General features: G+C 50.8%; 14 protein-coding genes and 1 CRISPR repeat array. Of the genes, 9 read left to right on the top strand and 5 right to left on the bottom strand.

What is annotated here, in order from left to right; translation table 11 throughout:
• On the top strand, positions 1-114 hold a 114-nt coding region (locus J3482_RS21025; RefSeq protein ID WP_236018327.1), incomplete at its 5' end, for an ATP-binding protein.
• 646 nt (positions 115-760) lie between these two features.
• Positions 761-1,159 (top strand): (deoxy)nucleoside triphosphate pyrophosphohydrolase, encoded by a 399-nt coding sequence (locus J3482_RS16835; protein WP_206922780.1) that lies wholly within the window; start codon positions 761-763, stop codon positions 1,157-1,159.
• Here J3482_RS16835 and J3482_RS16830 read toward each other — a convergent pair.
• Positions 1,149-4,343: a DUF3427 domain-containing protein gene (locus tag J3482_RS16830; RefSeq protein WP_146824470.1), complete on the bottom strand. Its 3,195-nt coding sequence runs from the start codon at positions 4,341-4,343 to the stop codon at positions 1,149-1,151. The two genes, J3482_RS16835 and J3482_RS16830, sit on opposite strands and share 11 nt — an antisense overlap.
• Positions 4,344-4,900: 557 nt before the next feature.
• Here J3482_RS16830 and J3482_RS16825 point away from each other — a divergent pair.
• Genes J3482_RS16825 through J3482_RS16810 form a run of 4 tightly spaced genes read left to right on the top strand, consistent with a single transcriptional unit; the run spans position 4,901 to position 13,134 of the window.
• Positions 4,901-6,403 (top strand): TIGR02677 family protein, encoded by a 1,503-nt coding sequence (locus tag J3482_RS16825; protein ID WP_206922779.1) that lies wholly within the window; start codon positions 4,901-4,903, stop codon positions 6,401-6,403.
• A complete protein-coding gene (locus J3482_RS16820; protein WP_206922778.1) occupies positions 6,400-7,632 on the top strand; it encodes a TIGR02678 family protein in 1,233 nt (410 codons plus the stop codon). Before J3482_RS16825 ends, J3482_RS16820 begins: the two co-directional genes overlap by 4 nt.
• Positions 7,633-7,636: 4 nt before the next feature.
• The gene (locus J3482_RS16815; protein WP_206922777.1) at positions 7,637-11,791 is read left to right on the top strand and encodes a TIGR02680 family protein; all 4,155 of its coding nucleotides are present in this window, start codon (positions 7,637-7,639) and stop codon (positions 11,789-11,791) included.
• Positions 11,792-11,823: 32 nt separating this feature from the next.
• On the top strand, positions 11,824-13,134 hold the full coding sequence (locus tag J3482_RS16810; protein WP_206922776.1) for a TIGR02679 domain-containing protein: 1,311 nt from the start codon (positions 11,824-11,826) through the stop codon (positions 13,132-13,134).
• Between the two features lie 608 nt (positions 13,135-13,742).
• Here J3482_RS16810 and J3482_RS16805 read toward each other — a convergent pair.
• The 4 genes from J3482_RS16805 to J3482_RS16790 form a co-directional block, all read right to left on the bottom strand.
• Positions 13,743-14,120: a type II toxin-antitoxin system HicB family antitoxin gene (locus J3482_RS16805; protein WP_236018325.1), complete on the bottom strand. Its 378-nt coding sequence runs from the start codon at positions 14,118-14,120 to the stop codon at positions 13,743-13,745.
• Positions 14,121-14,363, bottom strand: coding sequence for a type II toxin-antitoxin system HicA family toxin (locus tag J3482_RS16800; RefSeq protein ID WP_146824404.1), 243 nt, complete (start codon positions 14,361-14,363; stop codon positions 14,121-14,123).
• Between the two features lie 389 nt (positions 14,364-14,752).
• Positions 14,753-15,478, bottom strand: a complete 726-nt coding sequence (locus J3482_RS16795; protein WP_206922775.1) for a PmeII family type II restriction endonuclease — start codon at positions 15,476-15,478, stop codon at positions 14,753-14,755.
• A gap of 13 nt (positions 15,479-15,491) precedes the next feature.
• A complete protein-coding gene (locus J3482_RS16790; protein ID WP_206922774.1) occupies positions 15,492-16,673 on the bottom strand; it encodes a DNA cytosine methyltransferase in 1,182 nt (393 codons plus the stop codon).
• Positions 16,674-17,441: 768 nt separating this feature from the next.
• Here J3482_RS16790 and cas12b point away from each other — a divergent pair.
• From cas12b to cas2, 3 genes are all read left to right on the top strand, one after another.
• Positions 17,442-20,834, top strand: a complete 3,393-nt coding sequence (gene cas12b / locus J3482_RS16785) for a type V CRISPR-associated protein Cas12b (RefSeq protein WP_206922773.1) — start codon at positions 17,442-17,444, stop codon at positions 20,832-20,834.
• 125 nt (positions 20,835-20,959) lie between these two features.
• On the top strand, positions 20,960-22,636 hold the full coding sequence (gene cas4g/cas1g / locus J3482_RS16780; RefSeq protein ID WP_146824401.1) for a CRISPR-associated endonuclease Cas4g/Cas1g: 1,677 nt from the start codon (positions 20,960-20,962) through the stop codon (positions 22,634-22,636).
• 5 nt (positions 22,637-22,641) lie between these two features.
• The gene (cas2, locus tag J3482_RS16775) at positions 22,642-22,935 is read left to right on the top strand and encodes a CRISPR-associated endonuclease Cas2 (protein ID WP_146824400.1); all 294 of its coding nucleotides are present in this window, start codon (positions 22,642-22,644) and stop codon (positions 22,933-22,935) included.
• Between the two features lie 322 nt (positions 22,936-23,257).
• Positions 23,258-26,319: a CRISPR direct-repeat array (repeat unit 36 nt; unit sequence GTCGGATCACTGAGCGAGCGATCTGAGAAGTGGCAC).
• Between the last annotated feature and the right edge of the window lie 63 nt (positions 26,320-26,382).

The following is a 26,382-nucleotide window of genomic DNA, read 5'->3' as shown; positions in this document are numbered from 1 at the left end:
ACAGCAGCCATGATTGACCGGCTGACTCACCAATCCTACACGATTAACATGAACGGAAATTCGTTTCGCATGAAAGAGACGAAGGAGTGGCTTGAAAAGAAAAACCTTGCATGATGCCCAGTTTTAGGTGGGGGATTTTTCGGTGAACATGTGGGGGATTTTTCGCTTGACAAATACAATCCATTGTGTCTGCCCCACGTTTACCCATCATACTTCTTGGCAATTGTACATAATGTGTACGAAGGAATACTTCAACATAAGATTTGAGCCGCCAATCGTTATTGGCGGCTCATCCTATGAAGGTCGCTGATCCTTCACGATTCTCCCCGTATTTCATAGCATTTGGTGCTACACTGGACATTCACGCGAGATGAATTGATTGCCTACATCAACCTCACACAGAGGAGGAATACGTGATGTCAACTGAATTACATCGCATCACTCAGAGAGCTAAAGAGCATCCGCAGGAACGATTTACCGCATTATCGTAGCATTGAATGAGGGGGTTTTTAGCCGGTACATGGCAAAAGCTCAACAAACGGGGTGCAGTAGGGGTAGACAAAAGTCTTACGCAAGTGTTTGGGACATTCAGTTCTCGAAAAACGGGCTGAATTTCAATTGGCAATTGATTGTTTTCTATTTGATGCCCTATCATAGGGATAAGCACCTCGTCCGAAATAGTGCGTTGTGTAAAAGGAAGGATCAGCGGCGTGTTCATATGTCCTGTTCAATGCACTGGTGCGACCAACGGAGGATAACGATGAAAACCGTAAGGGTTGTTGCTGCCATAATCATAAATGATAAACAAGAAGTCCTTTGCGCGCTGCGCTCTCAAGCCATGTCCCTTCCCGGTTTGTGGGAGTTCCCTGGCGGGAAAATTGAGCCTGAGGAAACACCACAGGCAGCACTTGTACGCGAAATAGCTGAGGAGTTAGGGTGTAATATAGAGGTTGCAAATCTTGTGGCTGAAGTAACCCATCAATATCCAAACATAATTGTAAATTTGTCGACCTACCATGCACGAATCGTCCGCGGAAAGCCCATAGCCAAGGAGCATGAGAAATTGGTTTGGATGCCATTGAATGAACTCAAGTCCTTAGCCTGGGCTCCCGCGGATATCCCAACGGTTGAAATACTAGTGCAGGTCCTTAGCGAGTAAAGTCGACATACAAATCATCCGGAATCGGTTGGTGAAGTCTCCAAGTAACATTCATGGGCTGATCTCCGTGGCTGGACACGTAATCGACTTCTCCCAGATAGATAAATGGGAGTGTTTCACCGTGCATTTTCTCAAATTTCCGCATGAATAAGTGGATGTGTATGTCTCGCTCCTTATGGTGGATATAGTCCTGACCACGGTCTGAGTGGTGAGCCGTCGCGTTTTGACTTTGCCAGTGAAAGTGGCAGTTGTCTATGAAATAATCGCGGTAATGTAGATGCTCGGCCACGGATGCGTCTTTATTCAAATTAACAAACAATAAGTAGTGATTCCCCGATCGACTGACTCCTTCGCGCCATGATCCTTCTTTGGCGTCAGATTGGAACAGATAAATAAGGTCGTTTCGCGTATAGTTTTGATACAGGACGACCCCTTGTCGACTTCCAAAAAACACGTTCGGGTGGTATGTTCTCCTGAACTCCAGCAGTCCATATTCCAACCGCCTGTTCAAGTACTCTTTCGTCCCGTCCTGCTGCCATAGCTTCCAAACGCGTGGGTTTAGGTTGAGGGCCTCGCTGTCCATTGTGCCAAACGACCAATTCTTTTTGCCCCGAACCATGCAGAGTTTCTTCATGGAACGCTCAATGTATGGTATACAAGCCTCATCGCGCAGATGGTTGCCGAATAATTCCTTTAACCGAGTCATAACCGCAGAGATCGTCGTTTTGCCTGATTCCAATGCGCTTTGTAAGATAGCAAACTCATATGGCCACTTTATAGGAAGCATTTTCTCCAACGATTGAATCAATTCGAGTGTAAAAGAATGATTCAACAGGGACTCATCAAACTCGCTGGCATCACCCATCTTTTGCTTGGTTTGCACCCACGAACCAAACTTTGAAATAAAAAAGTGGATACCTGGTGCCTCCTCTGTGTAAAGGAAGTCTTCAAGCTCAGGTGCTCTACCGAGTAGTTGTCGAAATGAGCGATAGATATCCTTGAGCATCTCTGTCTGGTTCATCCGTACAGATTCAATCTTGCGAAGTATGCGTTCACGCGTAACCGGATCTAAATCCACAAAGCATCCATCTGGCAGGTCAGCAAATTCAGTTTCGACGGCGATGCGAAGAGAATCGCGATCGAATGCCTTATGATTCAGTTGTCCGCACAGAGCTAGCGGCACCACGAATGACCTTTCATAGTTCCCAATGAAGTCGAGGACGGTCACGTATTCCTTGTCATTTGCTTTCCGAAGGCCGCGGCCCAATTGTTGTAGAAAAATGGTTGCTGATTCAGTGGGCCGTAGGAACAAGAGGAGATTCACATTGGGAATGTCGATCCCTTCGTTAAAGATATCCACCGTAAATATGATTTCAAGTGGATCATGTTCGTCCTCTAATTTACAAATGGTGCTTTGTCGTACTTCTGATGCATCCTTACCGGTCAAGGCAACTGCTTCATATCCTCTTGCACGAAATTCCTGTGCCATGAACAACGCATGTTCGACGCTAGCGCAGAAGCCGAGCGCAATTCGCCTATCACCGTCGTGCCCGTACTTCTCCATCATCTCAATGACGTAGTCAACGCGTTCGTGGGTTGCTAGTGCACGGGCTAGGTCTGCAACATCAAACTGGCCATTTCGTGTGCCGACTGTTTCGTAGTCTACTGTATCATCAGCGAGCCCAAAGTAATGGAACGGTGCTAGCAGGTCATTCGATAAGGCATCGCGGAGACGAATCTCATACACGACGTTGTTCTCACATAATTCCAATACATCTCGTCCATCCATGCGTTCTGGAGTGGCTGTTAGCCCAAGTAAGAACCGAGGATTGAAGTACTCGATAATTTCTCGATACGTTTCTGCCTGGGCATGGTGGAATTCGTCGATCACGATGTATTCAAATTGATTGGGATGAAATCGAGACATTACATCTGGGCGGTGCATGGTCTGGACTGTGGAAAATAAAAATGGTTTATCCCAGTCTTTTTTGTTTCCAGTTAACTTCCCACATAGTGCAGCGTTGCCGAATACGTCCACAAAAGTTTGCTTTGCACCTTCCAACAGTTCGTCCCGATGCGCCAGGAACAAAACGCTTTGTGCACCATACTGCTTGGCATCAAATGCGGCAAGGTATGTCTTGCCAGTACCTGTTGCAGCAATTACGACGCCTTTTCGAAACCCATCCTTCCGCGTTTGGTCCAATGATATAAGAGCTTTAGATTGCATTTTGTTTGGCTTGAAGGTGGTTGATGGCAGATAGTTGGTTTTTGGATCTGCAATGATTAATGGTGACAGACTTGATGACATAATGTTTCGCTTTGTGCTGCCTAGGTGATGTTTCTTGTAGTTCGCTTCGTATTGTTCCAAAACTTCGATTGTGACAGGAATGCTCTCGGTCATATTCCAAATCTCATCAAAATGCTTGCGCGCAGATTCAAAAATAGGCAAATGTGGTGCATGCGGAAGTTTCACGTTCCACTCATGACCTGTTCTTAATGCTGCGTGAGACAAGTTGGATGACCCAATGATAACCGTATGTAACCCTGATTCCCTTTCAAAGATATATGCCTTTGTGTGGAATGATTCCGTCGAAGTGTCATACATGCGAAGTTCCAAGTTTTCGTGCTGCATAAGCCTCCGGAGTGCTTTGGGTTCCGTTATGTACATGTAGTTCGTGGTGACAACTCGGATTGGCTTTCCCTTTTTCATGCGTTCATCCAATGTACGCAGTAGGATCTGAAGCCCTGACCAACGAATAAAGCTGACCACAAAGTACATTTTATCCGCCGTCTGTAGCTCAAACTTAAGGCTTTTAAAGAAGTTCAGTGCATATGGGTCTGAACTGTGGTTCGAGATAAACGCAGGGTGTGTCAGGTAGATATCCGGGAAGGTTGGTATATAGTCATCATCAAATCGATAATGAATCGTAGATAGTGGGCTGTGGAAACACGAACGTTCATCTGCATTCACCTGACGCTGGATGCTCTGTGCCATCTCCAGCATCTCGTCATACCGCTGCTCAAGCGCAAGCTGCTGAAGCTTAGTCCCGATGTCTCGAGCAATTTGCTGCGTTAAGAACTGCGCGTAGAGGTTTGGGTGAACTACAGTTGAGCGCTGATTCGGTTGCGGGTATATTTTATTTGCTAGCTGTATTTCCTCGTAGATTCCACCTGATTGACTCATCTTTCTCTCCTATATCTCCGAGTATTGTAATATCTGCATTATAGATATAATGTGAGATTAATGACATCCATGTAGCCTGAGAAAAAGGAAGATGATTGAGTTACAGATTAACCTGAATTGAGAATATTTTACAACTAAATCTGTCTCAATTGGTTTTGGCATTTTGTGACTGGGCATTCGGTCAAATGGGTCTATCAGAATGTACACGCCTGCTACTGAAGTCAATAAAATCGAAGACTATTCAGACCACTTAATTCTCAAAATAGCATAATCCCTTCAGTGTCATCATTTACACGTCCTACCTAATCTTCCGCCTATCCATGCAACTCAAAGCGTATGATTGCTGAGGTATATTTACTTCCACACCCGACAATCCTAAACACCATGAACATCGGCATGAGGCGTTGTTTCATCCCTGGTTACTTAAATTTTCTAACAACTGCATCAATTCGTTTCATAATTCCCTATAGATTCCTAAGTGAGAGGGGGCTCGAATGACTGTGGATGTAGGATATAATGATGAGATAGATTCCGTTGTCTTGCAGAGGATGAGTGCGATGAATCGACGTCAACCCAGGGAACTTTGGGTCAAGCCAGTGCCCGAGGTTAAGTATCTCAATGCCGATAATGTGGGGCGATATCGGCTCATTATGCGATTTTTCTATGATAACTATCGCAAGTTGAAGTACTGGTTGAAGCCTGAGGAAGTGTTTGCGGGCATTTCCGCATGGAATCTGCTGGACGACTACAGCCTCGAACTGTGTCAGCGGGACCTGGACGTGCTGACGGAATGGCGAAACCTGACCAGTAGCCACGATGGGGGTCGGGCTGGGTCTATCGAAGAGTATTTGCGCAAGCGATATCGATATCAGATGACGCCGTATGCGATTGAGATTGAGCGTATGCTCGAGAGTTTGGAGAGTATTCAAGGGTACGGCGGATCATTGGAGCCGACACTGCTCGAGCGGATTGTCGTGTATGTTCGAACGGTTGCGGAGCATACAGGACAATTTGCCCCGGGAGAGGCCCTTCAGCTGTGGAGAGATTTGCAAGCCGCGTTTCGAACGCTTCATGAGAACGCCTCCGATTATCTGGCCAGTTTGCAAACGACCCGTGCGGAAGAATTAATGCTGACGGAGCAGTTTCTCGTTTTTAAAGACACGTTAACCAATTATCTGCAAAATTTTATGCTGGGTCTTCAAAAGTATGGGGCACAGGTTGAAGGGTTGATTCGCCGGACGGAGCCGGCTAAGTGGAGAACCTTTCTGGCAGCCGTTGTCGAGGATGAGATGCGAACGCCTAGTCTCGACGATGTGTTGTCTGCGGAAGAGCGCCTGAACGGGCGGCTGGAAGAGTGGGCGATTTTGACGCGATGGTTCGTCGGGAGCGACATCGAGGAAAGTGACGTGGTGTTTCTCGAACGCGCCACGAAGGACACCATCGGGCGCATGGTGCGCTATGCCATCGCCATTCAGGAAAAGCAACGGCTTGGCATCAGTCGGCGTCGGGAGTTGGATTACTTGGGGCAGTGGTTCCTGCGCCTCGATTCAGTGGAAGACGCGCATAAATTGGGCGCGGCGGTGTATGGACTGATGAAGCCTCGGCATTTTCAGGGGGAGCCGCCGAGAGGGTCTGATTCGCCCGATTTGTCGATGTGGGACGAGGCGCCGATGGTGCGGGAACTCACGTCTCGGAGTCGGGTTCGGCGCAAAGCGGGATCCACCGAGCCTGTCAGATCGCGTGAGGGGGAGCAAGCTGAGGCGAGACAGGTGCTGCTCGCGCAAATGGAGCAGGAAGCGGCTGTTGTGCGAGGGTTTGCTGAGCTTGGCAATTTCCACTTGTCCGATCTCGACGTGTTGTCGACCGAGCAGCGCCGTGTGCTGCTGTCTTGGATCAGTCGTTGCTTGGTCAACAAAGCGAGGCGGTTTCGAACGGCGGACGGCTATCATATCGAATTGGCGCTACCTGAGTCGGACGAGCGAGCGGAACTCACTTTCTCCGATGGTCAGTTGGACATGCCGAATTTTCATATCTCCATTCGGGAGGCAACTAGATCATGAATGCGTCTACGAGACGGAAGGGGCCGACTCGCGCCGAGGTCAAGCGCGATTTGCAGGCGGTTGCGATGGCGCTCTTGAGTCGACCGTGGTTGACGAAACAGGATGATCCCGAAGCGTTTCTGCTGATTAAAGATCACTATGAGTACCTTCGCGACTGGTTTCATGAGCATGCCGGGTATTCGCTGTTGGTGACGAGGTCATTCGCGAAGCTCGATAAGATCCCTGGCGTGTTCCGAAGTTGGATGGGTATCGACGGGTTTCATCAACCCCGAGACTACGCTTTGTTCACTTATGGTTTGTGGTATTTGGAGGCGAAGTCGGACGGGGAACAGTTTTTGCTCACAGAGATGGTGGAGGCGATTCGGAATCATCTGTTGGGACTCGGATTCGATGTCGACTGGGCGTTGTACGATCACCGCTTGTCGATGGTTCGTGCGTTGAAAAAGTTGCGATGGCTTGGTGTACTCACGTCCATCGAAGGCGAGGAAACCGGCTGGGCGCGCGATGGCGCCACCGCGAACGTGCTGTACGAGGCGTCGCCGCTGGCTCGATATGTCCTAAGGCGATTTCCTAGGGAATTAATGGCGTATGGCGAGATCGACGAATTGTACGAGGTGGAACAAACGGCTGTGGTGCCAACTAGTGGTGACATGATGCATAATGCGGATGTTCGATCCCGCCGGCACAAGGTCTTCCGCCGCCTTTTGATGGAACCTGTCGTCTACGATTTCGAGTGGACGGATGAAGAACGGCGCTATGTTCAGACTCAGCGGTCTTGGATTACTTCGCAGCTGGAAGAGATGGTGGGACTTGAAGGTCGTCGCTTTCGCGAGGGGCTTTATTTCTATTGGCCGGAATTGATGGCGGAAGTGGACTTGTTTCCGACCCAGTCTGCCGCATCAGACGTCACGATGCAATTCGCCGCGAAGTTGCGCGACAGGTTGATAGAAACGCCGGACAGTTATCCACGCGATGAGCATGGATGTGTACACCTGACCCGCGGCGAGTTTGAAGGAATTTTGCTTTCACTCCGGGAAACGAGTGAACCGTACTGGACGAAGGAACATCGCGAAAAATCGACGACGCTGTTGGCGAATGACATTCTTGCGCATATGGTCGAGTGGAATTTGGCAGCGGTGGAGGACACGGGCACCGTTGTGTTGTTGCCAGGGCTGTCGAGATACTGCGGAACTTACGATGTTGCGAGTGTCGGAAATGGAGGAGCGTGATCTGATGGCGAATGAACGTTGGCAGATGAATCGGGCTGGGTTTCTGAACTTCTGGTTTTATACTGATGAAAGTTTTCAATTGTCCGATGGACGCTTAATTCTGCGGGGCGCGAATGGTGCTGGCAAGTCCGTCACGATGCAGAGCTTCCTTCCACTGGTGCTTGACGGTGACAAACGGCCGGTACGGCTCGATCCGTTTGGTTCCAAAGACCGCAAAATCGAATACTACCTCCTTGGCGACGCGGAAAGTGGTATTTCGGATCGGACAGGCTATGTTTACTTGGAGTTCATTCAGCCAGCGACGGACAAGACCGTCACGGTCGGCATCGGCCTGCGGGCGCGGCGAGGGGCCAATCAAGTCCAGTTTTGGGGATTTAGTTTGACGGACGGGCGGCGGATTGGACACGATTTCTTCCTTTATGACATCGATGTGTTCGAACGGGAAGGTGAGAAGATCCCGCTTGATTACGCCGGGCTCGAAGCAGTGATTGGCGCGGGCGGCCGCGTCGTCAAGGAACAGCGGGAATACCAGCAGATGGTCAACCAGATTTTGTTTGGGTTCAAGGATGAGCAGGCGTACAAGGATTTGCTCAACCTTTTGATTCAATTGAGATCGCCAAAATTGTCCAAGGAGTTTCGGCCGACGACGATTTATACCATCTTGAACGACTCGTTGCCGCCGCTTGGGGACGAGGATTTGCTTCCGCTGTCGCAGGTTTTGCAGGACATGGACGAAATCAGCGACAGATTGGATGAACTGACGCTGCATCAGGATGCGGCGAAGCGGCTTGCGGACGCGTACGAGCGTTACAACCAGATGTGGCTGTATGAAACGGCGAAACGAACCGTTGACGCGACGAAGGTTGTCGACGACGCGTTCCAGGCGGCGGAGGAACAGGTCGCGCTGTTGAAGCGGGCGGAGGCCGAGAGGGAAGAGACGGACCAGGCGTTTGTTCAGGCTATCAAAGATAGGGACAAGACGGAGACGGAACTTGAGTTGCTCAAGCGTTCTGAGGGCATGGAGCTTCGAATTGAGTTGGATGGTGCGCAAAATCGAGTGAACGACACCGCGCGCGAGTTAAAAGATACGGAAGAGCGTATCGCGCAAAACAAGGAAGAAGTAAGACGAAAGCAGGTTCGGGTCGACGCGGAACTGCGCAAACTCGAAGACGAGGAGCACAAACAGCGCGGTTGGCTTAAGGACATGGCCGAGATTGCCATGGACATTGAATTTAGCACGCATGAGGCCTATGCGGGCGGTGCCAGTACCTCCTTGGAGGATTTAGACGAGGCGACGTGGCAGCGCTGGTTGGCAGATGCGGACCGTTATCGTGGCGAGCTAGAGCACGCGCTCGATTTGATTCGCAAAGAACGAAGAGAGGCGGATAAGCTCAAGGAAGCGGAGAGACAGATGAGCGTGGCCCGGGAGCGGCGGGATGCTGCGGAGAAAACGGTGCAGGAGCGAGAAAGAGACTTGTCCGCCGCGATTACTTTGCAGGAGGATCTCGCCTTCGCTTGGTTTAAGGGATTGACGGAACTGCCCGTATCCGAGGAGGCTTGGCGTTCTCTCCTCCACGATTTGCGCCGTTACGGCGAGCTTTCGTATGACCAGATTCTCACGCCAGCCAAGGAAGCATTGGATACAGGGCGGAGTAAGGCGACAGAAGCGCGTTTGCAGTTCGCGCACGAGAAATCTTTGTTGGAAGAGCAGCGAACACAGTTAGAACGCGAGTTGGAGGAGTGGCGCACCTTTAAGGAAGCCGAACCACCTCGGACGGGCGCGAGATCTGACACGCGCAATCGGCGGCTGGCTCTGGCAGCAGACAAGCGCATTTCGGGCGCGCCACTGTACAAAGTATGCGAGTTCCGGGATTCGGTGGACGAGCCTACCCGGGCTGCATTGGAGACGGCGTTGTTTCAGAGTGGACTGCTCGACGCGTGGGTGTCGCCGGAGGCACCGCCTGTTGAAGATGGCGACGAAGACGGATGGATTCGACCGAACCCTGCTGTGTTTGGTTATACACTGGCTGACTATCTGATGCCGACACCGTCGGAGGAAAGTGGGTTGACGCCGCAATTCGTGGAAGACGTGCTTCGCACGATTCTGATTGCGAATCCGGATTCGGTTGAGGATGCCAACACAGCGGCCGTGACGACGTTCGGCCAGTACATGCTGGGACCTTTGATGGGGCAGAGTGCAAGCAAGCCGAGCGCGGAATGGATTGGCTTTGAAGCGCGCAAACGATCCCGGCAGGCGGCGATGGCGCGATTGAAGGAAGAGATTTCTGCGCTGACGGATCGGATTGGGGAACTAGATAGCGAAATTGCCGAGATAGAGCGCCGTATTCGCGCAATGCACGCAGAGTTTGCGGCTTTTCCCCCGGAAGAGCCACTCAGAACACAGTTTGCTCAACTTGAGATGGCGAAACGCGATTTTGCATACGCGAGAGACGTGGAAGCAAAGCAAACAGACGCGTTCAAGATGCAGCAGGTCGCCTGGCAAAAGGTGAAGGAAGTTCTGGTCTCCTATACCTCCCGGTGGGATGCACTGCGAATCGAATCGGATTTTCAGCATGCGCTTGGCTTGTTGCGCAGTTATGAACAAACCTGTCAATCATGCCGAATGAGCGCGCAATTGTCTGCGCGAATGCGTTCGGAAATGCGGTATTTGAAGGACGAAATTGACAGACTGGCGCAGCATATCGACGAAGACATGTCGACCGAGACAGAATTGCGCCGCCGTTTGTCTGGCTTGCAGACGACTATCACGTCGTTGCGAGCGCGTTTGGAGGCGTTAGGGGCGCTCAATGTACATGATGAAGAACGCCAACTGAAGGAACGCTTGGAGATGTTGCGCAGGCAGCTCGAGACGCTGCAGGACATGAAAGTCGAACGGGCGACGAAGGTGGCGAGCCTCCAAGAGCGGCTGCGGGAGAAACGGGAGGCATTGGCTAAAAGTGAGCAAGCACTCGAATCGTGTATCGAGCGTTTCCGTCAGGAGTGGCAACTTGGTTTCACGGTTCATGGTATGGCAGATGGGGACGAAACTGTGGCGCTTAGCGGGCGTCAGGAAGTGATTCAAGCGGCGCGTAAGGTTTTTCGTGCGTTGCGCGCGGTTTGTGAAGCTCGCAATATCCAGTCCATCACGGATCAGTTGCGGGAAGTTTTTGCCGTCGAAAAAAACACGCTTCTTGACTACTCACTGGAGTCGCGGTTTGACGAATCGTTGGAGCGGCTGTTTATCGAATCGAGGCGAGATAGAAATCACGTTTGGACACCATTTCGCATCCATCAGGAGCTCGTGCGGATGGTCGAAGAGCAGCGGATTTTGATCAGCGAGAAGGACCGTGAGTTGTACGAACAGATTCTGATTCACAGTGTCGGTCGCGCGATACGAGACAAGATTAACCGCGCGGAACGCTGGGTCAAAGAGATGAACCATTTTATGTCACTGCGGAACACGTCGAGCGGTATGGTGTTGTCCTTGGACTGGAAGCCTCGCCCTGCCCGTGGTGAGCGGGAATTGGACACGGAGCGGCTCGTTTATTTGTTGCGCAAGAGCCCCAGCACGTTGCTGGACGAAGAAATGGAAGATATGATTGAGCATTTTCGTTCCCGCATACGCATGGCGAAAGAAGAGTCCGAATCTGGAGAAACACTGCGGAACTTGATTCGTGAATTCCTAGATTATCGGAATTGGTTTTCGTTCACGTTGTATTATCGCAAAGGCGGTATGGCGTCTCGCAGAGAGTTGACGGATTCGCAATTTAACGTGCTGAGCGGCGGTGAAAAGGCGATGGCGATGTACATTCCTTTGTTTGCGGCGACCGATTCGAGGTTTAACGATTCTCGCCCAGACGCGCCGCGTCTCATTTCACTCGACGAAGCGTTCGCTGGTGTGGACGAAGAAAATATGCGCGATATGTTCGAATTGTTGACGGATATGAAGTTCGACTATATGATGACAAGCCAACAACTCTGGGGATGTTACGACACCGTTCCAGCGCTGTCCATCTACGAGATCTTCCGACCCGGCGACGTCGATTTCGTCACGGTGATTCCATATTATTGGAATGGACATACCAGACGCATCGTGGATGGTGACGATTGGCGTTCGGCGCAGGAGGCTGCAGCTACGGTTGCACCGGTTCTCGAATGATACTGAACGTAAGGCGGGTCTGGGGGGCTACGATGGACGAATTGATGACGTATCTTCAGCAGCCCGGGTTCGAGCGATTGTGGCGAGCGGTGGCGGATAAATACCAGCGACACGGGAGAGTTGGTGGGCGCGTTCAGCTCACAAGGCTATCCGACGAAGAGGTAGACGCATTGTCAGGGTTGCTGGCGGTGAATTTTGTCGGGCGGACGGAGGTCGCCATTCAACTGGTGAAGGTGGATGAGGCGCTTCGGAACAGTAAATTTCGTGTGGGGTTGGTGGAAGTCCTGGGACGTTTGTTCCCGGACCTGCGCACACGGGAAGAGCAACTGGCCGACGCCTCAGCCAGTTGGACCGCCTTTCGCGATTGGGCGAAAGCAGGCGTTCATCGTCCGGCAGTGCTTGATTGGATTGAGCGACTGAGCGAGGGAAACGCTCCAGGCTATCGCACCTACATGGACTGTTATCGGGCTTATCAACGAATAGGTCGATGCGACGATTGGCGCATCGCGATGAAAGCTTTGGAGGTATCTCTTTCGCCGCATCGCGTGTGGAGGCTGCCTGTGTTTGCGGCGGAGGTCACGGGAGATCCCCACGGGCTGGACCGGAATACACTTGCGGGCAAGGTGTTTTATTGGGGATTGGTCGCGTTGACGGTCGATTCCGATGCTGCAGATAGCCCCTTCATAAGCGCACTGCAGCCGACCGCCACGTCTGATTCGGAACATGGTGACGATCTCGACTCGACCGATACGGCCAACGACGCACCGTCGGAGTCTATGCGACAAGTCTATCTGAAAGCTGGTATTCGACTCGATGACGTGAGTTCGATTGTCTGGGTCGGAAACTGGGCTGGTTTGTTTGAAGTGCCGGTCGCGCTTCCGCTGATGGCGTTGGACAATCATATGACGAAAGTGCCAGCGGTAGACTCCGTATACGTCGTGGAAAATCCATCCGTGTTCGCCGAACTGATTGAGCAGCTTCCATTTGGCGTTCCGGTTGTCTGCACCAGCGGGCAACCGTCGGTCGCGGCGCTTCGACTGTTGGACATGGCGGTTGCTGCCGGATCGACAATTCGCTACAACGGGGACTTTGACGTGAAGGGCCTGCAGATGACCTTGTCGCTTGGCAACCGATACGGGGACGCGTTCGAGCCATGGTATATGGATGCGTATACGTACCGGTTGGCAAGTCATGAGAAGCAGCCGGAACTGTCTGATAGAGAAGTACAAATGCTGCAGAGCCTCAACGTAGACTGGGATGATGAATTGATTCCTGCAATGACGCTTGTACGGAAGAAAGTCTTTCAGGAGCAGATTATTTCGAAGCTATTGAGTGATTTTTGAGGAGCGTTTGGAATGACCGATTCTCGTGCGCTCTTGAACGGATTTTCGCAACGGATGGTTTATAACTCAACGTTCGCAGAGCGCTAGAAACAGACCACCCAATGTGCCATCATATCAGTATTCTGCCGATGTTGCCAAGCTTAAGATGTATCGTGAGAATATAATCGTTGTATGGCGAATGCGACTTGTCATAGCCTCAAATGCGATTCGTGTACCTTGGGTCGGGAGTTTGCCTATGCCACGCGTACAATAATAGGCCACCATACTCGCCCATTAAATACTTTTTTACTGCTTAGATTACCTTGTGATGCCCTTGAGTCTATCTTCAAATCGCCTGATAGCAGGGTTATTGTTTAGTGACTACTCACGCTCCGACATTGGAATGGAACGAGGATCATTCTGTCTATGGCATACAGAAAAAAGTGCATAAAGTCGTAACTCAGATGGATTTGCCTAAGACACCGAAGGAACGGATTGTGAACTGTAGACCCGTGAATCGATTTTGGCTTAACAGGCTAAATGCAGATGTGGATGAGACCCCTGAATAAGGGGTCTTTTTTAGTGAAGGTATTAATTTTGATTATGGGCAATTTTAATATCATTTCATCTCAGTCAGATGCCTTGTCGTTGGACAACCCCATGTCGCGGGAAAGTTGATACACAATGTACTGGTTTAGACTGACACCTTCTTTTTCAGCTCTTTCAGCAAGCTCGCGGTGCAAAGACTTTGGGACTCGTACATTGAATTTACCGGAGTATTCTCCGTGAACTGAGGGTTCAGGAATGGGTCGACCGTCTTCTAATGCTATCTCAATCCATCCACGTTTTGCATCTTCAATAAGTTGGGCTAGATTATTTAACGAGTCGGATTGTGTTAAGCATCCAGGTAATTCATTTACCTTTGCAACGTAACCGCCTGAAATGGTGTCAGGAATAATGGTGATGGTATATGGAAGTGACATGTAATATTCAATGTCCTTTTCCATTTACAGCACTCCTTCATTTTTCAAAATGTCTATGACTTGTTCGACGTACACATAACCAACATATTTACCGTGACGAGGAATTGATATGCTTGTTTGTCCATTTGAGAAGTAATAATGGCTGGAGCCACCTCGCGGCTGGCGTATATTAAATCCTAACCTGCGAAGGAGTTTTTCAAGTTCCTCGAAACGAATGTCGCGAGGATTGTTTTTAATTTTCTCCAGCAACTTCTCAAATTGACTCATCACCGTCACCTCTTTAATTTGTAGTACCATATATAGTGGCTTTATTCAAGGTGTATTGTTCATTTTCTACCTTTTTGGTGGATTTGTTAGCGAACACGGCAAAATCATGGTACGGAACTAGAGCAATGGACCCCATTTTAACAGAATATTTTAATTATTATTCTGTTTTTCGCACGCTTAAATGCGGCCTTAAACACCACTTCCTCTCATTGTTCTTGAAACTCGATAATGGACTTGACATCATATAGCTGGTCTTGACGGGACACTACCCGAGTCTCTACCCATGACCATTTCTGCTGGAACTAAATTGGCCATTAACACACTAAACTGGTTAATGTGAAAGCCCAAAACAAAAGACGACTTGTTGTGAGTCGTCATTCCACAATTAGTTATTTTTGAGGCTTACCACTATTAAACTGAACAAGCCGTTCCCAATTAATGTTGCCGTCTATGTCACAGAAGTTTTGTATGAACTCTAAGGTGAACCGATTGACAGCTGCGTCCCACGCCTTTCGATAAACAGGTAAGTGTTCTTGCGGCTTGTCTTTCATTAGACGAATAATTTCCAGATAGAAATCGGGGTTACCCGTGATTTCTTCCCAAAATGCTTGTCCAGCCAACTCACGAAATGGTGCCAAGGTGTTCTTCTTTTGCTGTTTGTTGCCGTAACTGTAACCCACCACAGGGTCAAAATGCTTGCGCAACTTTCGTAGTCGATTCTCTAGTGTCTTAAAGTCGTCAATTTGGCGTTTTCTACTTTGGGCATTGAAGACGCTTGGCCCACTTTTGACTGCTATAGCCATGTACGTTGATTCGGTTTCTCTGGCAACGTCAACGCCTTCTGACGGAGATACAACGCCACCGGAAACGAATTTGGCCAAGGGCTCAAAAAAAGCGTCACCGAAAATCCCTTCGTCACTACTGGACATATACGCTGATAACAGCCCTTCAACAATCTCTCCCGCTTTCTGAACGCCGATTGCACGATACAGGTACGGATTCTTTCTCTTCAGTGCGTCTTTGAGTTTTAGTCCACTAATTTTGTCAATCCGACGTTGATAAAAGTCATCCAGCAGTTCAGCAATTTTCGCTTCTAATTGTTCCGAAGTAATCACAGTATCCCCACTCTCACTTCACAAATTCCAAAGCAATTTGCTGTGATTCATGTAATGCTTGGTGTACAGATGTGCCACGTAAGCGGCGTGTCTTGATTTCGGCGTTTCCATTCGCTACGGCAATCAACATTTGACCAATAGCCTTTCCAAGTCCGACCGGAACGGCGTTGCCAATCTGTCGATAACAGTCCGACACACTACCTTCGATAATCCAATCGTCAGGGAACTGTTGGATACGTGCGTATTCACGGACGGACAACGGACGGTTTTGGGTCGGATGGCACAACATCGTCGCCTTTTGTACAGGACTAGTTACAAGCGTCGGTGACGGTTGGTTATAATCCAAACGTCGGTAGAATCCAACCTTCCCTCCACCACTTTTGTATGCCCCGCCCATTGCAATAGGGATCAACTCTTCCGGCAGGCTACGCCAGTTCCCGCCCATAGGTATCATTCGTAAAAAACGTAATCGTTCAGGGGAGAAGCTGGCACACGGTCCTGGTTCGTTCTCCAAATCTTCGATAGCGTCTCGTAGTGTACACCAGCGGTGTGATGGATCTTGGTGTATCTGAAAGTGTGTAGGCTTCGGTAAAAAGATGTTTTCGTGGTCACGTGAGCCGATAATGACCAATCTTTCACGAAACTGTGGTACGCCATAATGGGCCGCATCCAGAACGCCGTGAACAATCTTGTATCCCAATTCATTGAACATCTGCTTAATGACTTCAAACGCTGAACCAGCACGTTCTTCTGGCTCCAGTGGACGATCGTCTCTAGCGTTTATAGGACGGTGCTTGATGGCCGCTGACATAAGACCTTTGACGTTCTCCATAACGAAGAAACGTGGACGTGTTACTCGAATTACGTGGATAAACTCCATAAATAAACTTCCACGTGGGTCCTTCGTTCCAAGACGTTTTCCTGCCGTGCTGAAAGGTTGACAAGGCGGCCCACCAACGACTGCAAAAGCTTCTTCTGGTCGTAGTCCCGACGGCCCTAACAGAAATCCACATTCTGGGTCTTCTTCAATCAGCTTCTTAATGTCTCCCAGTACGCTTGGTGCGTTATTTGCTTGTGCAGTCTTTACGCACCACGGGTCTATGTCTTGCGAAATCCGTATGTCCAATCCCGCCTGTTGTAATCCCAAGTCTAATCCCATCGCACCACTGAACAGTGAAATTACTGGGTACGACATATGTGAATAACTCCCCTCAAAGTGACGACATACACTGCTACTATTCGACGCTACTATTCGACAAAGCAGCTTCTAAGTCCTGTCCTCGGATAAACCTGTATTCAATTATACACTGAACCACAATGTGAGAACACTTGTTCGGAAATCATCCCTGAGAATTTGAGATTTTTGAAGAAAATTTTTGTGGTGACATTGGCATATTCCATAGATGTTTCCGTACGAAAGGAGGATTAACCCTTTCATCAAGGATTAATTTTGATTATTCAGACTAGAGTGCTGGACGAACCCTATAAATATGGCAACAATGTGTGATTTCTTAGTGTTGAGTACTATTCATACTGAAATTGTGCTCAGTATTGAAGAGAAGGTGCGGGGTTTAATGTATGAATTTTATGAATTAAAGGGAATGTATTAACCGTGGTATTAGAGTGTCCTAACGGCTAAAGGTCGTGCTTAACATCCATCGGAAAACGGCAATGCACATCATTGAGATGTTCGCGTCGATGGACCCATAAAAGGGGCCGTGAGTGTCTTAAGCCGGCAGTAGCCCTTTAGGCAACAACAAACGCACATTGGCGGTGGATAATTCCAAAATTAGTGGCGGAAAGGAGGTTTTTCGACTGAAAAAGTCGAATCTGAAAACAGCTAAAGCGCATCACCATTGCGCTTAAATTGACCGTTTCATCGTCTCGACACAAGTGACAAACCCGTGTGGATGGAGTGTGTTAGGTGCGCTCCATCCTCCATTTTTGAACAGAGGTGAAAAACATGACCGTTAAATCCATTAAAGTGAAACTTCGCCTCGATAATATGCCGGAGATTCGGGCTGGTTTATGGAAACTCCATACGGAGGTCAACGCGGGGGTTCGATATTACACGGAATGGCTGAGTCTTCTCCGTCAAGAGAATTTGTATCGAAGAAGTCCGAATGGAGACGGAGAGCAAGAATGTTATAAGACTGCAGAAGAATGCAAAGTCGAATTGTTGGAGCGGCTGCGCGCGCGTCAAGTGGAGAATGGGCACCGTGATCCGGCGGGATCGGACGATGAATTGCTGCAGTTGGCTCGTCAACTTTATGAGCTGCTGGTTCCGCAGGCGATAGGTGCCAAAGGCGACGCGCAGCAAATTGCGCGCAAATTTTTGAGCCCCTTGGCCGACAAGGACGCAGTGGGTGGGCTTGGAATCGCGAAGGCGGGGAACAAACCGCGGTGGGTTCGCATGCGCGACGCGGGGGAACCTGGCTGGGAAGAGGAGAAGGCGAAGGCTGAGGCGAGGAAATCTACGGACCGAACTGCGGATGTTTTGCGCGCGCTCGCGGATTTTGGGTTAAAGCCACTGATGCGCGTGTACACCGATTCCGACATGTCATCGGTTCAGTGGAAACCGCTTCGGAAGGGACAAGCGGTTCGGACGTGGGACAGGGATATGTTCCAACAGGCCATCGAACGGATGATGTCGTGGGAGTCGTGGAATCAGCGCGTTGGGGAAGCGTACGCGAAACTGGTAGAGCAAAAGAGTCGATTTGAGCAGAAGAACTTCGTCGGCCAGGAACATCTGGTTCAACTCGTCAATCAGTTGCAACAAGATATGAAAGAAGCATCGCACGGGCTCGAATCGAAAGAGCAAACCGCGCATTATCTGACGGGACGGGCATTGCGCGGATCGGACAAAGTGTTTGAGAAGTGGGAGAAACTCGACCCTGATGCGCCATTCGATTTGTACGACACCGAAATCAAGAATGTGCAGAGACGTAACACGAGGCGATTCGGCTCACACGACTTGTTCGCGAAATTGGCAGAACCGAAGTATCAGGCCCTGTGGCGCGAAGATGCTTCGTTTCTCACGCGTTACGCGGCGTACAATAGCATCCTTCGCAAACTGAATCACGCAAAAATGTTCGCGACGTTTACTTTACCGGATGCAACTGCGCATCCGATTTGGACTCGCTTTGATAAATTGGGCGGGAATTTGCACCAGTACACCTTTTTGTTCAACGAATTCGGAGAAGGCAGGCACGCGATTCGTTTTCAAAAGCTATTGACCATCGAGCATGGTGTCGCAAAAGAAGTTGATGATGTAACGGTGCCCATTTCCATGTCAGCGCAATTGGATGATCTGCTTCCTGGAGAATCCAATGAACCGACTGAGCTGTCTTTTCGAGATCACGGGACCGATCAGCATTTCACAGGCGAATTCGGTGGGGCGAAAATCCAGTACCGCCGGGATCAGCTGGATCATGTGCATCGACGCAGAGGGGCGAGGGATGTTTATCTCAATCTCAGCGTACGTGTGCAGAGTCAGTCTGAGGCGCGTGGAGAACGCCGCCCGCCGTATGCTGCAGTATTTCGCCTGGTCGGGGATACCCATCGCGCGTTTGCCCATTTCGATAAATTATCGAATTATCTTGCGGAACATCCGGATGATGGGAAGCTCGGGTCGGAGGGTTTGCTTTCCGGGCTACGGGTAATGAGTGTCGATCTCGGCCTTCGCACATCGGCATCGATTTCCGTTTTTCGCGTTGCCCGGAAGGACGAGTTGAAGCCGAACTCGGAAGGCCGTGTACCGTTTTTCTTTCCAATCAAAGGGAATGACAATCTCGTCGCGGTTCATGAACGATCACAACTTTTGAAGCTGCCCGGTGAAACGGAGTCGAAGGACCTGCGTGCTATCCGAGAAGAGCGCCAACGGATATTGCGGCAGCTGCGGACGCAGCTGGCGTATTTGCGCTTGCTCGTGCGGTGTGGGTCGGAAGATGTGGGGCGACGTGAACGGAGTTGGGCAAAGCTTATCGAGCAGTCGGTGGATGCCGCCAATCACATGACACCGGATTGGCGCGAAGCCTTTGAAGGCGAACTTCAGAAGCTTAAGTCACTCTATGGCATCTGTGGCGACAGGGAATGGACGGAGGCTGTCTACGAGAGCGTTCGCCGCGTGTGGCGCCATATGGGCAAACAGGTTCGCGATTGGCGAAAGGACGTACGAAGTGGAGAGCGGCCCAAGATTCGCGGCTATCAGAAAGATGTCGTCGGTGGAAATTCGATTGAGCAAATTGAGTATTTGGAACGTCAATACAAGTTTCTCAAGAGTTGGAGCTTTTTTGGCAAGGTATCGGGACAAGTGATTCGTGCGGAGAAGGGATCTCGATTTGCGACCACGCTGCGTGAACACATTGATCACGCGAAGGAAGATCGGCTAAAGAAATTGGCGGATCGCATCATTATGGAGGCGCTCGGTTATGTGTACGCGTTGGATGCTGAGCGAGGCAAAGGAACGTGGGTTGCGAAGTATCCGCCGTGCCAGCTCATCCTGCTGGAGGAATTGAGCGAGTATCGGTTCAATAACGACAGGCCTCCGAGCGAAAACAACCAGTTGATGCAATGGAGCCATCGCGGCGTGTTCCAGGAGTTGTTGAATCAGGCCCAAGTCCACGATTTACTCGTGGGGACGATGTATGCAGCGTTCTCGTCGCGATTCGACGCGCGAACCGGGGCACCGGGTATCCGCTGTCGCAGGGTTCCGGCGCGTTGCGCTCGGGAGCAGAATCCAGAACCATTTCCTTGGTGGCTGAACAAGTTTGTGGCGGAACACAAGTTGGATGGTTGTCCCCTTCGCGCAGACGACCTCATCCCCACGGGTGAAGGAGAGTTTTTTGTCTCGCCGTTCAGTGCGGAGGAGGGGGACTTTCATCAGATTCATGCCGACCTGAATGCTGCGCAAAACCTGCAGCGGCGACTCTGGTCTGATTTTGATATCAGTCAAATTCGGTTGCGGTGTGATTGGGGTGAAGTGGACGGGGAACCCGTTCTGATTCCAAGGCTTACAGGAAAGCGAACGGCGGATTCATATGGCAACAAGGTGTTTTATACCAATACAGGGGTCACCTATTATGAGCGAGAGCGCGGGAAGAAGCGGAGAAAGGCTTTCGCGCAAGAGGAATTGTCGGAGGAAGAGGCGGAACTGCTTGTGGAAGCAGACGAGGCGAGGGAGAAATCGGTCGTTTTGATGCGTGATCCGTCCGGCATTATCAATCGTGGCGACTGGACCAGGCAAAAGGAGTTTTGGTCGATGGTGAACCAGCGGATTGAAGGATACTTGGTCAAGCAGATTCGCTCGCGCGTTTGCTTACCAGAAAGTGCGTGTGAAAATACGGGGGATATTTAACGACAAAACGGGATTTCTCGCAATTTCGAACGAGCTTGCGGTGTTTAGAAGTCTCTCAATCGGCCCAGACTGGTAATAGATTGACAGCGCGGTTGTGGCACCAGACTGTAGGTGGAGTGAGGGACATGGCCGTACCGATTCGGATGCTAAATGAACTCTCTTATTGCGAACGTTTATATCATTTGATGCACGTGCAAGGGCTATTCGAAAAATCCGCGGACACAGTGGAAGGCAGTGGCCAGCACGACCGGGCGGATCGTCGTAAAAGACCATCAGATGTCGGGCAGGATGTGTGGGGTTTTGCACCGCAGAGCCTCCATCTCGGCGACGAGGATTTGGGGATTGTGGGCAAATTGGATGCGATTCGCTATCAGGACGACGGGTATTGGGAGCCGGTTGAGGCGAAACATTCAAGCGCGCCAAACGGTGGTACTTCATTTCGCCTCGGCGAGTGGGAATTGGACGGCAAGGCGTGGCCGAATGACCAGATACAGTTGTGTGCACAAGGATTGTTACTCAGAGCCAACGGATTTCCAACCGTTGCGGGGAAGTTGTTTTACCGAGGAAACAGACAGACAGTTCGGATTGTATTTTCGGAGGAGTTGATTGCTGCAACGGTTGCCACCATCCGGAGAGCACACGAGTTGGAGCAGGCTTCGATGCCTTCGCCATTGTTGAAATCCGACAAATGCTTCCGATGCTCGTTGAATGGTGTCTGTCTTCCGGACGAAACGATTCGCTTGACGAGTCCGAACGGAGAGGCCGTCCCGATACGAGATATTGTGCCCAGTCGAGATGATTTAGGAACCGTGTATGTGTCGGAGCCCGGGACCCGGGTCGGAAAGCGTGGTTACGAGTTGACCATCACGTCGAAAGATGGGATGGAATCGACCGTTCCGTTAAAAGATGTTCGGCACATCTCTCTCTTCGGGAACGTTCAAATTTCCACCCAATTGGTCCACGATTGTATGGAGTCCGGCGTCACCATCAGCTACCTGACTGCCGCGGGGCGTCTCGTCGGGATGAACCACAACTTGATTTCGAAAAATGTCTTGGTGCGGCGTGAACAGTTCAGGCGGTTTGGGGACGAGCGTGATCGACTGACACTTGCGAGATACATCGTTCGCGCGAAGATTCTCAACCAGCGCACCTTGCTTCGTCGAAATGCGCACGGGCTCGACAAGGTCATTTTGAAAGATTTGCTCAATCACGCCCGACGCTCCGAAGAAGCCACTTCTATCGACTCGTTGCTCGGCATTGAAGGGATTGCGGCGAAACAGTACATGCAGGCGTTTGTGCTGATGTTGAAAGTAAAAGGTGTCCCTGCGGGCGAAACGTTGATGAACGGCAGAAATCGCCGCCCACCGAAGGATCCGGTCAACGCTTTGCTGTCACTCGGATATTCGTTGCTGGAACGGGACATGTATGCCGCCTTGGCTGCGGTGGGCCTGGATCCCCTGATGGGTTTTTACCATCGTATTGCAACTGGGCGTCCATCATTGGTACTGGACATGATGGAGCCATTTCGAGCGATCATTGCGGATTCTGTGGTCGTTCGCACATTGAACACCGGCGAAATTGCTTGGGATGACTTTTACATTGGGCAGGAGTCCTGTTCGTTGAAGCTACCTGGACGGAAACGATTTTTCCAGGCGTTTGAGCGGCGCATGCACGAGACCGTGACGCATCCGGTGTTCGGTTACAAATTGAGTTATCGTCGGATGTTGGAACTAGAAGCGCGCTTCTTGTCGCGATACTTGATGGGCGAATTGCCGGAATATCGCCCAATTGTCACGAGGTGATGGCGATGCGCCGATATGTGCTGGTGAGCTACGATATCAGTGATCAAAAACGCTGGCGAAAGGTATACAAAATCGTGCGAGGCTATGGCATGCACGTTCAGTATTCGGTGTTTTTATGTCAACTCACTGAAAAGGATGAGGCTGAGTTGAAGCAATTGCTCTTGGACGTGATTCATCAGTCGATGGATCAAGTCATTTTTGCAAGGATTGGAACTGTGCAGGCGAACGCTGCCGAGCGGAATATGTCGTGCATTGGACGGGATTTCGTACCATTGGATTTGAAGGGATTGGTGTTTTGAGGATTTGATGTGAACTTCAAAAACGTGTAAAATATAACTTGTCTAAAGGACAGATTATTCAACGGGTGTGCCAATGGCCACTTTCCAGGTGGCAAAGCCCGTTGAGCTTCTCAAAAAGAACGCTCGCTCAGTGTTCTGACCTTTCGAGCGCCTGTTCAGGGCGAAAACCCTGGGAGGCGCTCGAAACATAGGTGGGACAAGGGATTCGCGGCGAAATGACGGGAGAGAACGAGAATGGAACGGGATGAAATCGATGGGAAACATCAAGTGCTCGTTTATGGGCTTGGATCTCCGCGTGGTTCAAGGGCTGCGAGCGCCCGCCGTCGGATCACTGAGCGAGCGATCTGAGAAGTGGCACTAGATGCCCTGATAGTCTACTGAAGACTTGTGCTGTCGGATCACTGAGCGAGCGATCTGAGAAGTGGCACGACCTCGCAAATTACGCTGTTATGACGGTTTTAGAGAGTCGGATCACTGAGCGAGCGATCTGAGAAGTGGCACGTTGCCGCGTCCATATCGGACCGCTTGCCAACACTTGTGTCGGATCACTGAGCGAGCGATCTGAGAAGTGGCACATCTCTTCCATGAGAGCTTTGTATATCAAAGAACCTCGTCGGATCACTGAGCGAGCGATCTGAGAAGTGGCACGGTTTCTTTACAGGGCGGATGGCACCATTTACGGCGTCGGATCACTGAGCGAGCGATCTGAGAAGTGGCACCCTCGTATGTGAACAATTCCACCGCGTGCAGATAAAGTCGGATCACTGAGCGAGCGATCTGAGAAGTGGCACCGCCGAGCACTCGAACTATATTTTAATTGAATTTAAGTCGGATCACTGAGCGAGCGATCTGAGAAGTGGCACTTACTTTGGAGGTGAAAAGTGTTGCCGAGTGTTATTGGTCGGATCACTGAGCGAGCGATCTGAGAAGTGGCACCAGTAAGGAGTATGTCTGCGCCGCTGATTATGAGGAGTCGGATCACTGAGCGAGCGATCTGAGAAGTGGCACTAAGGTGTGCACGGATTGCCGGGATGACGGATTTGTTCGTCGGATCACTGAGCGAGCGATCTGAGAAGTGGCACATGCAATACCCACTGTTGAGCGCGGACGATCCACTGTCGGATCACTGAGCGAGCGATCTGAGAAGTGGCACGATTCCCAAGGATTTAGAAGAGGGCCAAAGTTCAACTGGTCGGATCACTGAGCGAGCGATCTGAGAAGTGGCACTCAATGATAGGAGTAATCACTGTTGCGGACCCGAACGACCGTCGGATCACTGAGCGAGCGATCTGAGAAGTGGCACAGCTTGGGATATCCGAGAAGACGGTCGGCGGCTGGAAGTCGGATCACTGAGCGAGCGATCTGAGAAGTGGCACGCAAGCGGGCAAGACCCTACCACATTTACATCTCGTCGGATCACTGAGCGAGCGATCTGAGAAGTGGCACGTCAGGCGCCACGAAGATACCTGTTACAAAGCTGTGTCGGATCACTGAGCGAGCGATCTGAGAAGTGGCACCTGAATAGCCTCTATCGTAACCATTGGGTCATCCGCGTCGGATCACTGAGCGAGCGATCTGAGAAGTGGCACCATCAAAGCTAACACGATAGCGAACAAAGCCGTGTCGGTCGGATCACTGAGCGAGCGATCTGAGAAGTGGCACTGGTAGACGTCGCTCGGAACAACGGTCGAGGTCGAAGTCGGATCACTGAGCGAGCGATCTGAGAAGTGGCACGACGTAATCTACGTTGCTCGCCCCATACTGAATAAGGTCGGATCACTGAGCGAGCGATCTGAGAAGTGGCACATACATAATGTGCGGAGTTTCGTTGACTATAGTCCTTAGTCGGATCACTGAGCGAGCGATCTGAGAAGTGGCACAATCCCATTCGTTTCCTGGTTATTCCATCAAAATTAGTCGGATCACTGAGCGAGCGATCTGAGAAGTGGCACGGACAGCCTGCTCGGCACAGCCTCAGCAATGTTGGCGTCGGATCACTGAGCGAGCGATCTGAGAAGTGGCACCGCATCCTTTATGGCGCACGCTGATGCAGTATGTAGTCGGATCACTGAGCGAGCGATCTGAGAAGTGGCACGCTGTTGACAGTGTCGCTATATATGAGTGCATGCACTGCGTCGGATCACTGAGCGAGCGATCTGAGAAGTGGCACGCCCGTTCGTGACACGCGTGCGGCATCGGACGTTCGCGTCGGATCACTGAGCGAGCGATCTGAGAAGTGGCACGTATTACCGCAGACCTATACACTCATGTGCTACGTCGGATCACTGAGCGAGCGATCTGAGAAGTGGCACATGATCCAGAGCGTATCTCCGTCGTCGTAGCAGTGTCGGATCACTGAGCGAGCGATCTGAGAAGTGGCACTGATAATGTTTATCACACGCTTATTAATAATTACGTCGGATCACTGAGCGAGCGATCTGAGAAGTGGCACGATGACAAAGCGATGGCCTCGTTTGAAGGTAAACCGCGTCGGATCACTGAGCGAGCGATCTGAGAAGTGGCACTGGAATATTACAGATAGATCATCCAGCCTTTTTCCGTCGGATCACTGAGCGAGCGATCTGAGAAGTGGCACACACATAATATTACAATGTTCGACATCACTTGGACGTCGGATCACTGAGCGAGCGATCTGAGAAGTGGCACATATTCGTGACGACTCCGTAATCATCTGTGATGGAGTCGGATCACTGAGCGAGCGATCTGAGAAGTGGCACGTTCACCGAGTAAGTATCGAACCTTATGCGAGTGTTCCGTCGGATCACTGAGCGAGCGATCTGAGAAGTGGCACGACAAGTGGGCAGTCGGCTTATGCTGACTGAGAGAGTCGGATCACTGAGCGAGCGATCTGAGAAGTGGCACCCATGGCGGCAGATTGGCGTGGCGACGCAACAGAGTCGGATCACTGAGCGAGCGATCTGAGAAGTGGCACCGACTGTCTGTTGTCAGTGACAAATCGAGCAATTGGTCGGATCACTGAGCGAGCGATCTGAGAAGTGGCACGCCTGAATCTGCTGATACTGCATCTTCTGAGCAGGGTCGGATCACTGAGCGAGCGATCTGAGAAGTGGCACGTAAAGATCTCAGGAGTTGGTTGGTACGGCGGAGTTCGTCGGATCACTGAGCGAGCGATCTGAGAAGTGGCACGCATAATCAATTTGCGGCGCAGATTGCGACGTAACGTCGGATCACTGAGCGAGCGATCTGAGAAGTGGCACGTAATTCCTCCAAATGCCTCTTCGGCTGTAATTTTGTCGGATCACTGAGCGAGCGATCTGAGAAGTGGCACCACGGTTCCAGCGTTCACCTGGGTGAAGCATGGGAGCTGTCGGATCACTGAGCGAGCGATCTGAGAAGTGGCACCCGTGATAGACAAACACCTCGACAGGCTTGCCATCCGTCGGATCACTGAGCGAGCGATCTGAG

The organism is Alicyclobacillus suci (genome assembly GCF_017329615.1).
GTDB classification, from domain to species: Bacteria; Bacillota; Bacilli; order Alicyclobacillales; family Alicyclobacillaceae; genus Alicyclobacillus; species Alicyclobacillus suci.
This window is presented reverse-complemented; position numbering and strand designations above follow the sequence as displayed.

Excerpts from the sequence above, each read along its gene's own strand:
- J3482_RS16835 (WP_206922780.1), top strand. The coding sequence starts at position 761 with ATGAAAACCGTAAGGGTTGTTGCTGCCATAATCATAAATGATAAACAA.
- J3482_RS16830 (WP_146824470.1), bottom strand. The coding sequence starts at position 4,343 with ATGAGTCAATCAGGTGGAATCTACGAGGAAATACAGCTAGCAAATAAA.
- J3482_RS16825 (WP_206922779.1), top strand. The coding sequence starts at position 4,901 with ATGAATCGACGTCAACCCAGGGAACTTTGGGTCAAGCCAGTGCCCGAG.
- J3482_RS16820 (WP_206922778.1), top strand. The coding sequence starts at position 6,400 with ATGAATGCGTCTACGAGACGGAAGGGGCCGACTCGCGCCGAGGTCAAG.
- J3482_RS16815 (WP_206922777.1), top strand. The coding sequence starts at position 7,637 with ATGGCGAATGAACGTTGGCAGATGAATCGGGCTGGGTTTCTGAACTTC.
- J3482_RS16810 (WP_206922776.1), top strand. The coding sequence starts at position 11,824 with ATGGACGAATTGATGACGTATCTTCAGCAGCCCGGGTTCGAGCGATTG.
- J3482_RS16805 (WP_236018325.1), bottom strand. The coding sequence starts at position 14,120 with ATGGAAAAGGACATTGAATATTACATGTCACTTCCATATACCATCACC.
- J3482_RS16800 (WP_146824404.1), bottom strand. The coding sequence starts at position 14,363 with ATGAGTCAATTTGAGAAGTTGCTGGAGAAAATTAAAAACAATCCTCGC.
- J3482_RS16790 (WP_206922774.1), bottom strand. The coding sequence starts at position 16,673 with ATGTCGTACCCAGTAATTTCACTGTTCAGTGGTGCGATGGGATTAGAC.
- cas12b (WP_206922773.1), top strand. The coding sequence starts at position 17,442 with ATGACCGTTAAATCCATTAAAGTGAAACTTCGCCTCGATAATATGCCG.
- cas4g/cas1g (WP_146824401.1), top strand. The coding sequence starts at position 20,960 with ATGGCCGTACCGATTCGGATGCTAAATGAACTCTCTTATTGCGAACGT.
- cas2 (WP_146824400.1), top strand. The coding sequence starts at position 22,642 with ATGCGCCGATATGTGCTGGTGAGCTACGATATCAGTGATCAAAAACGC.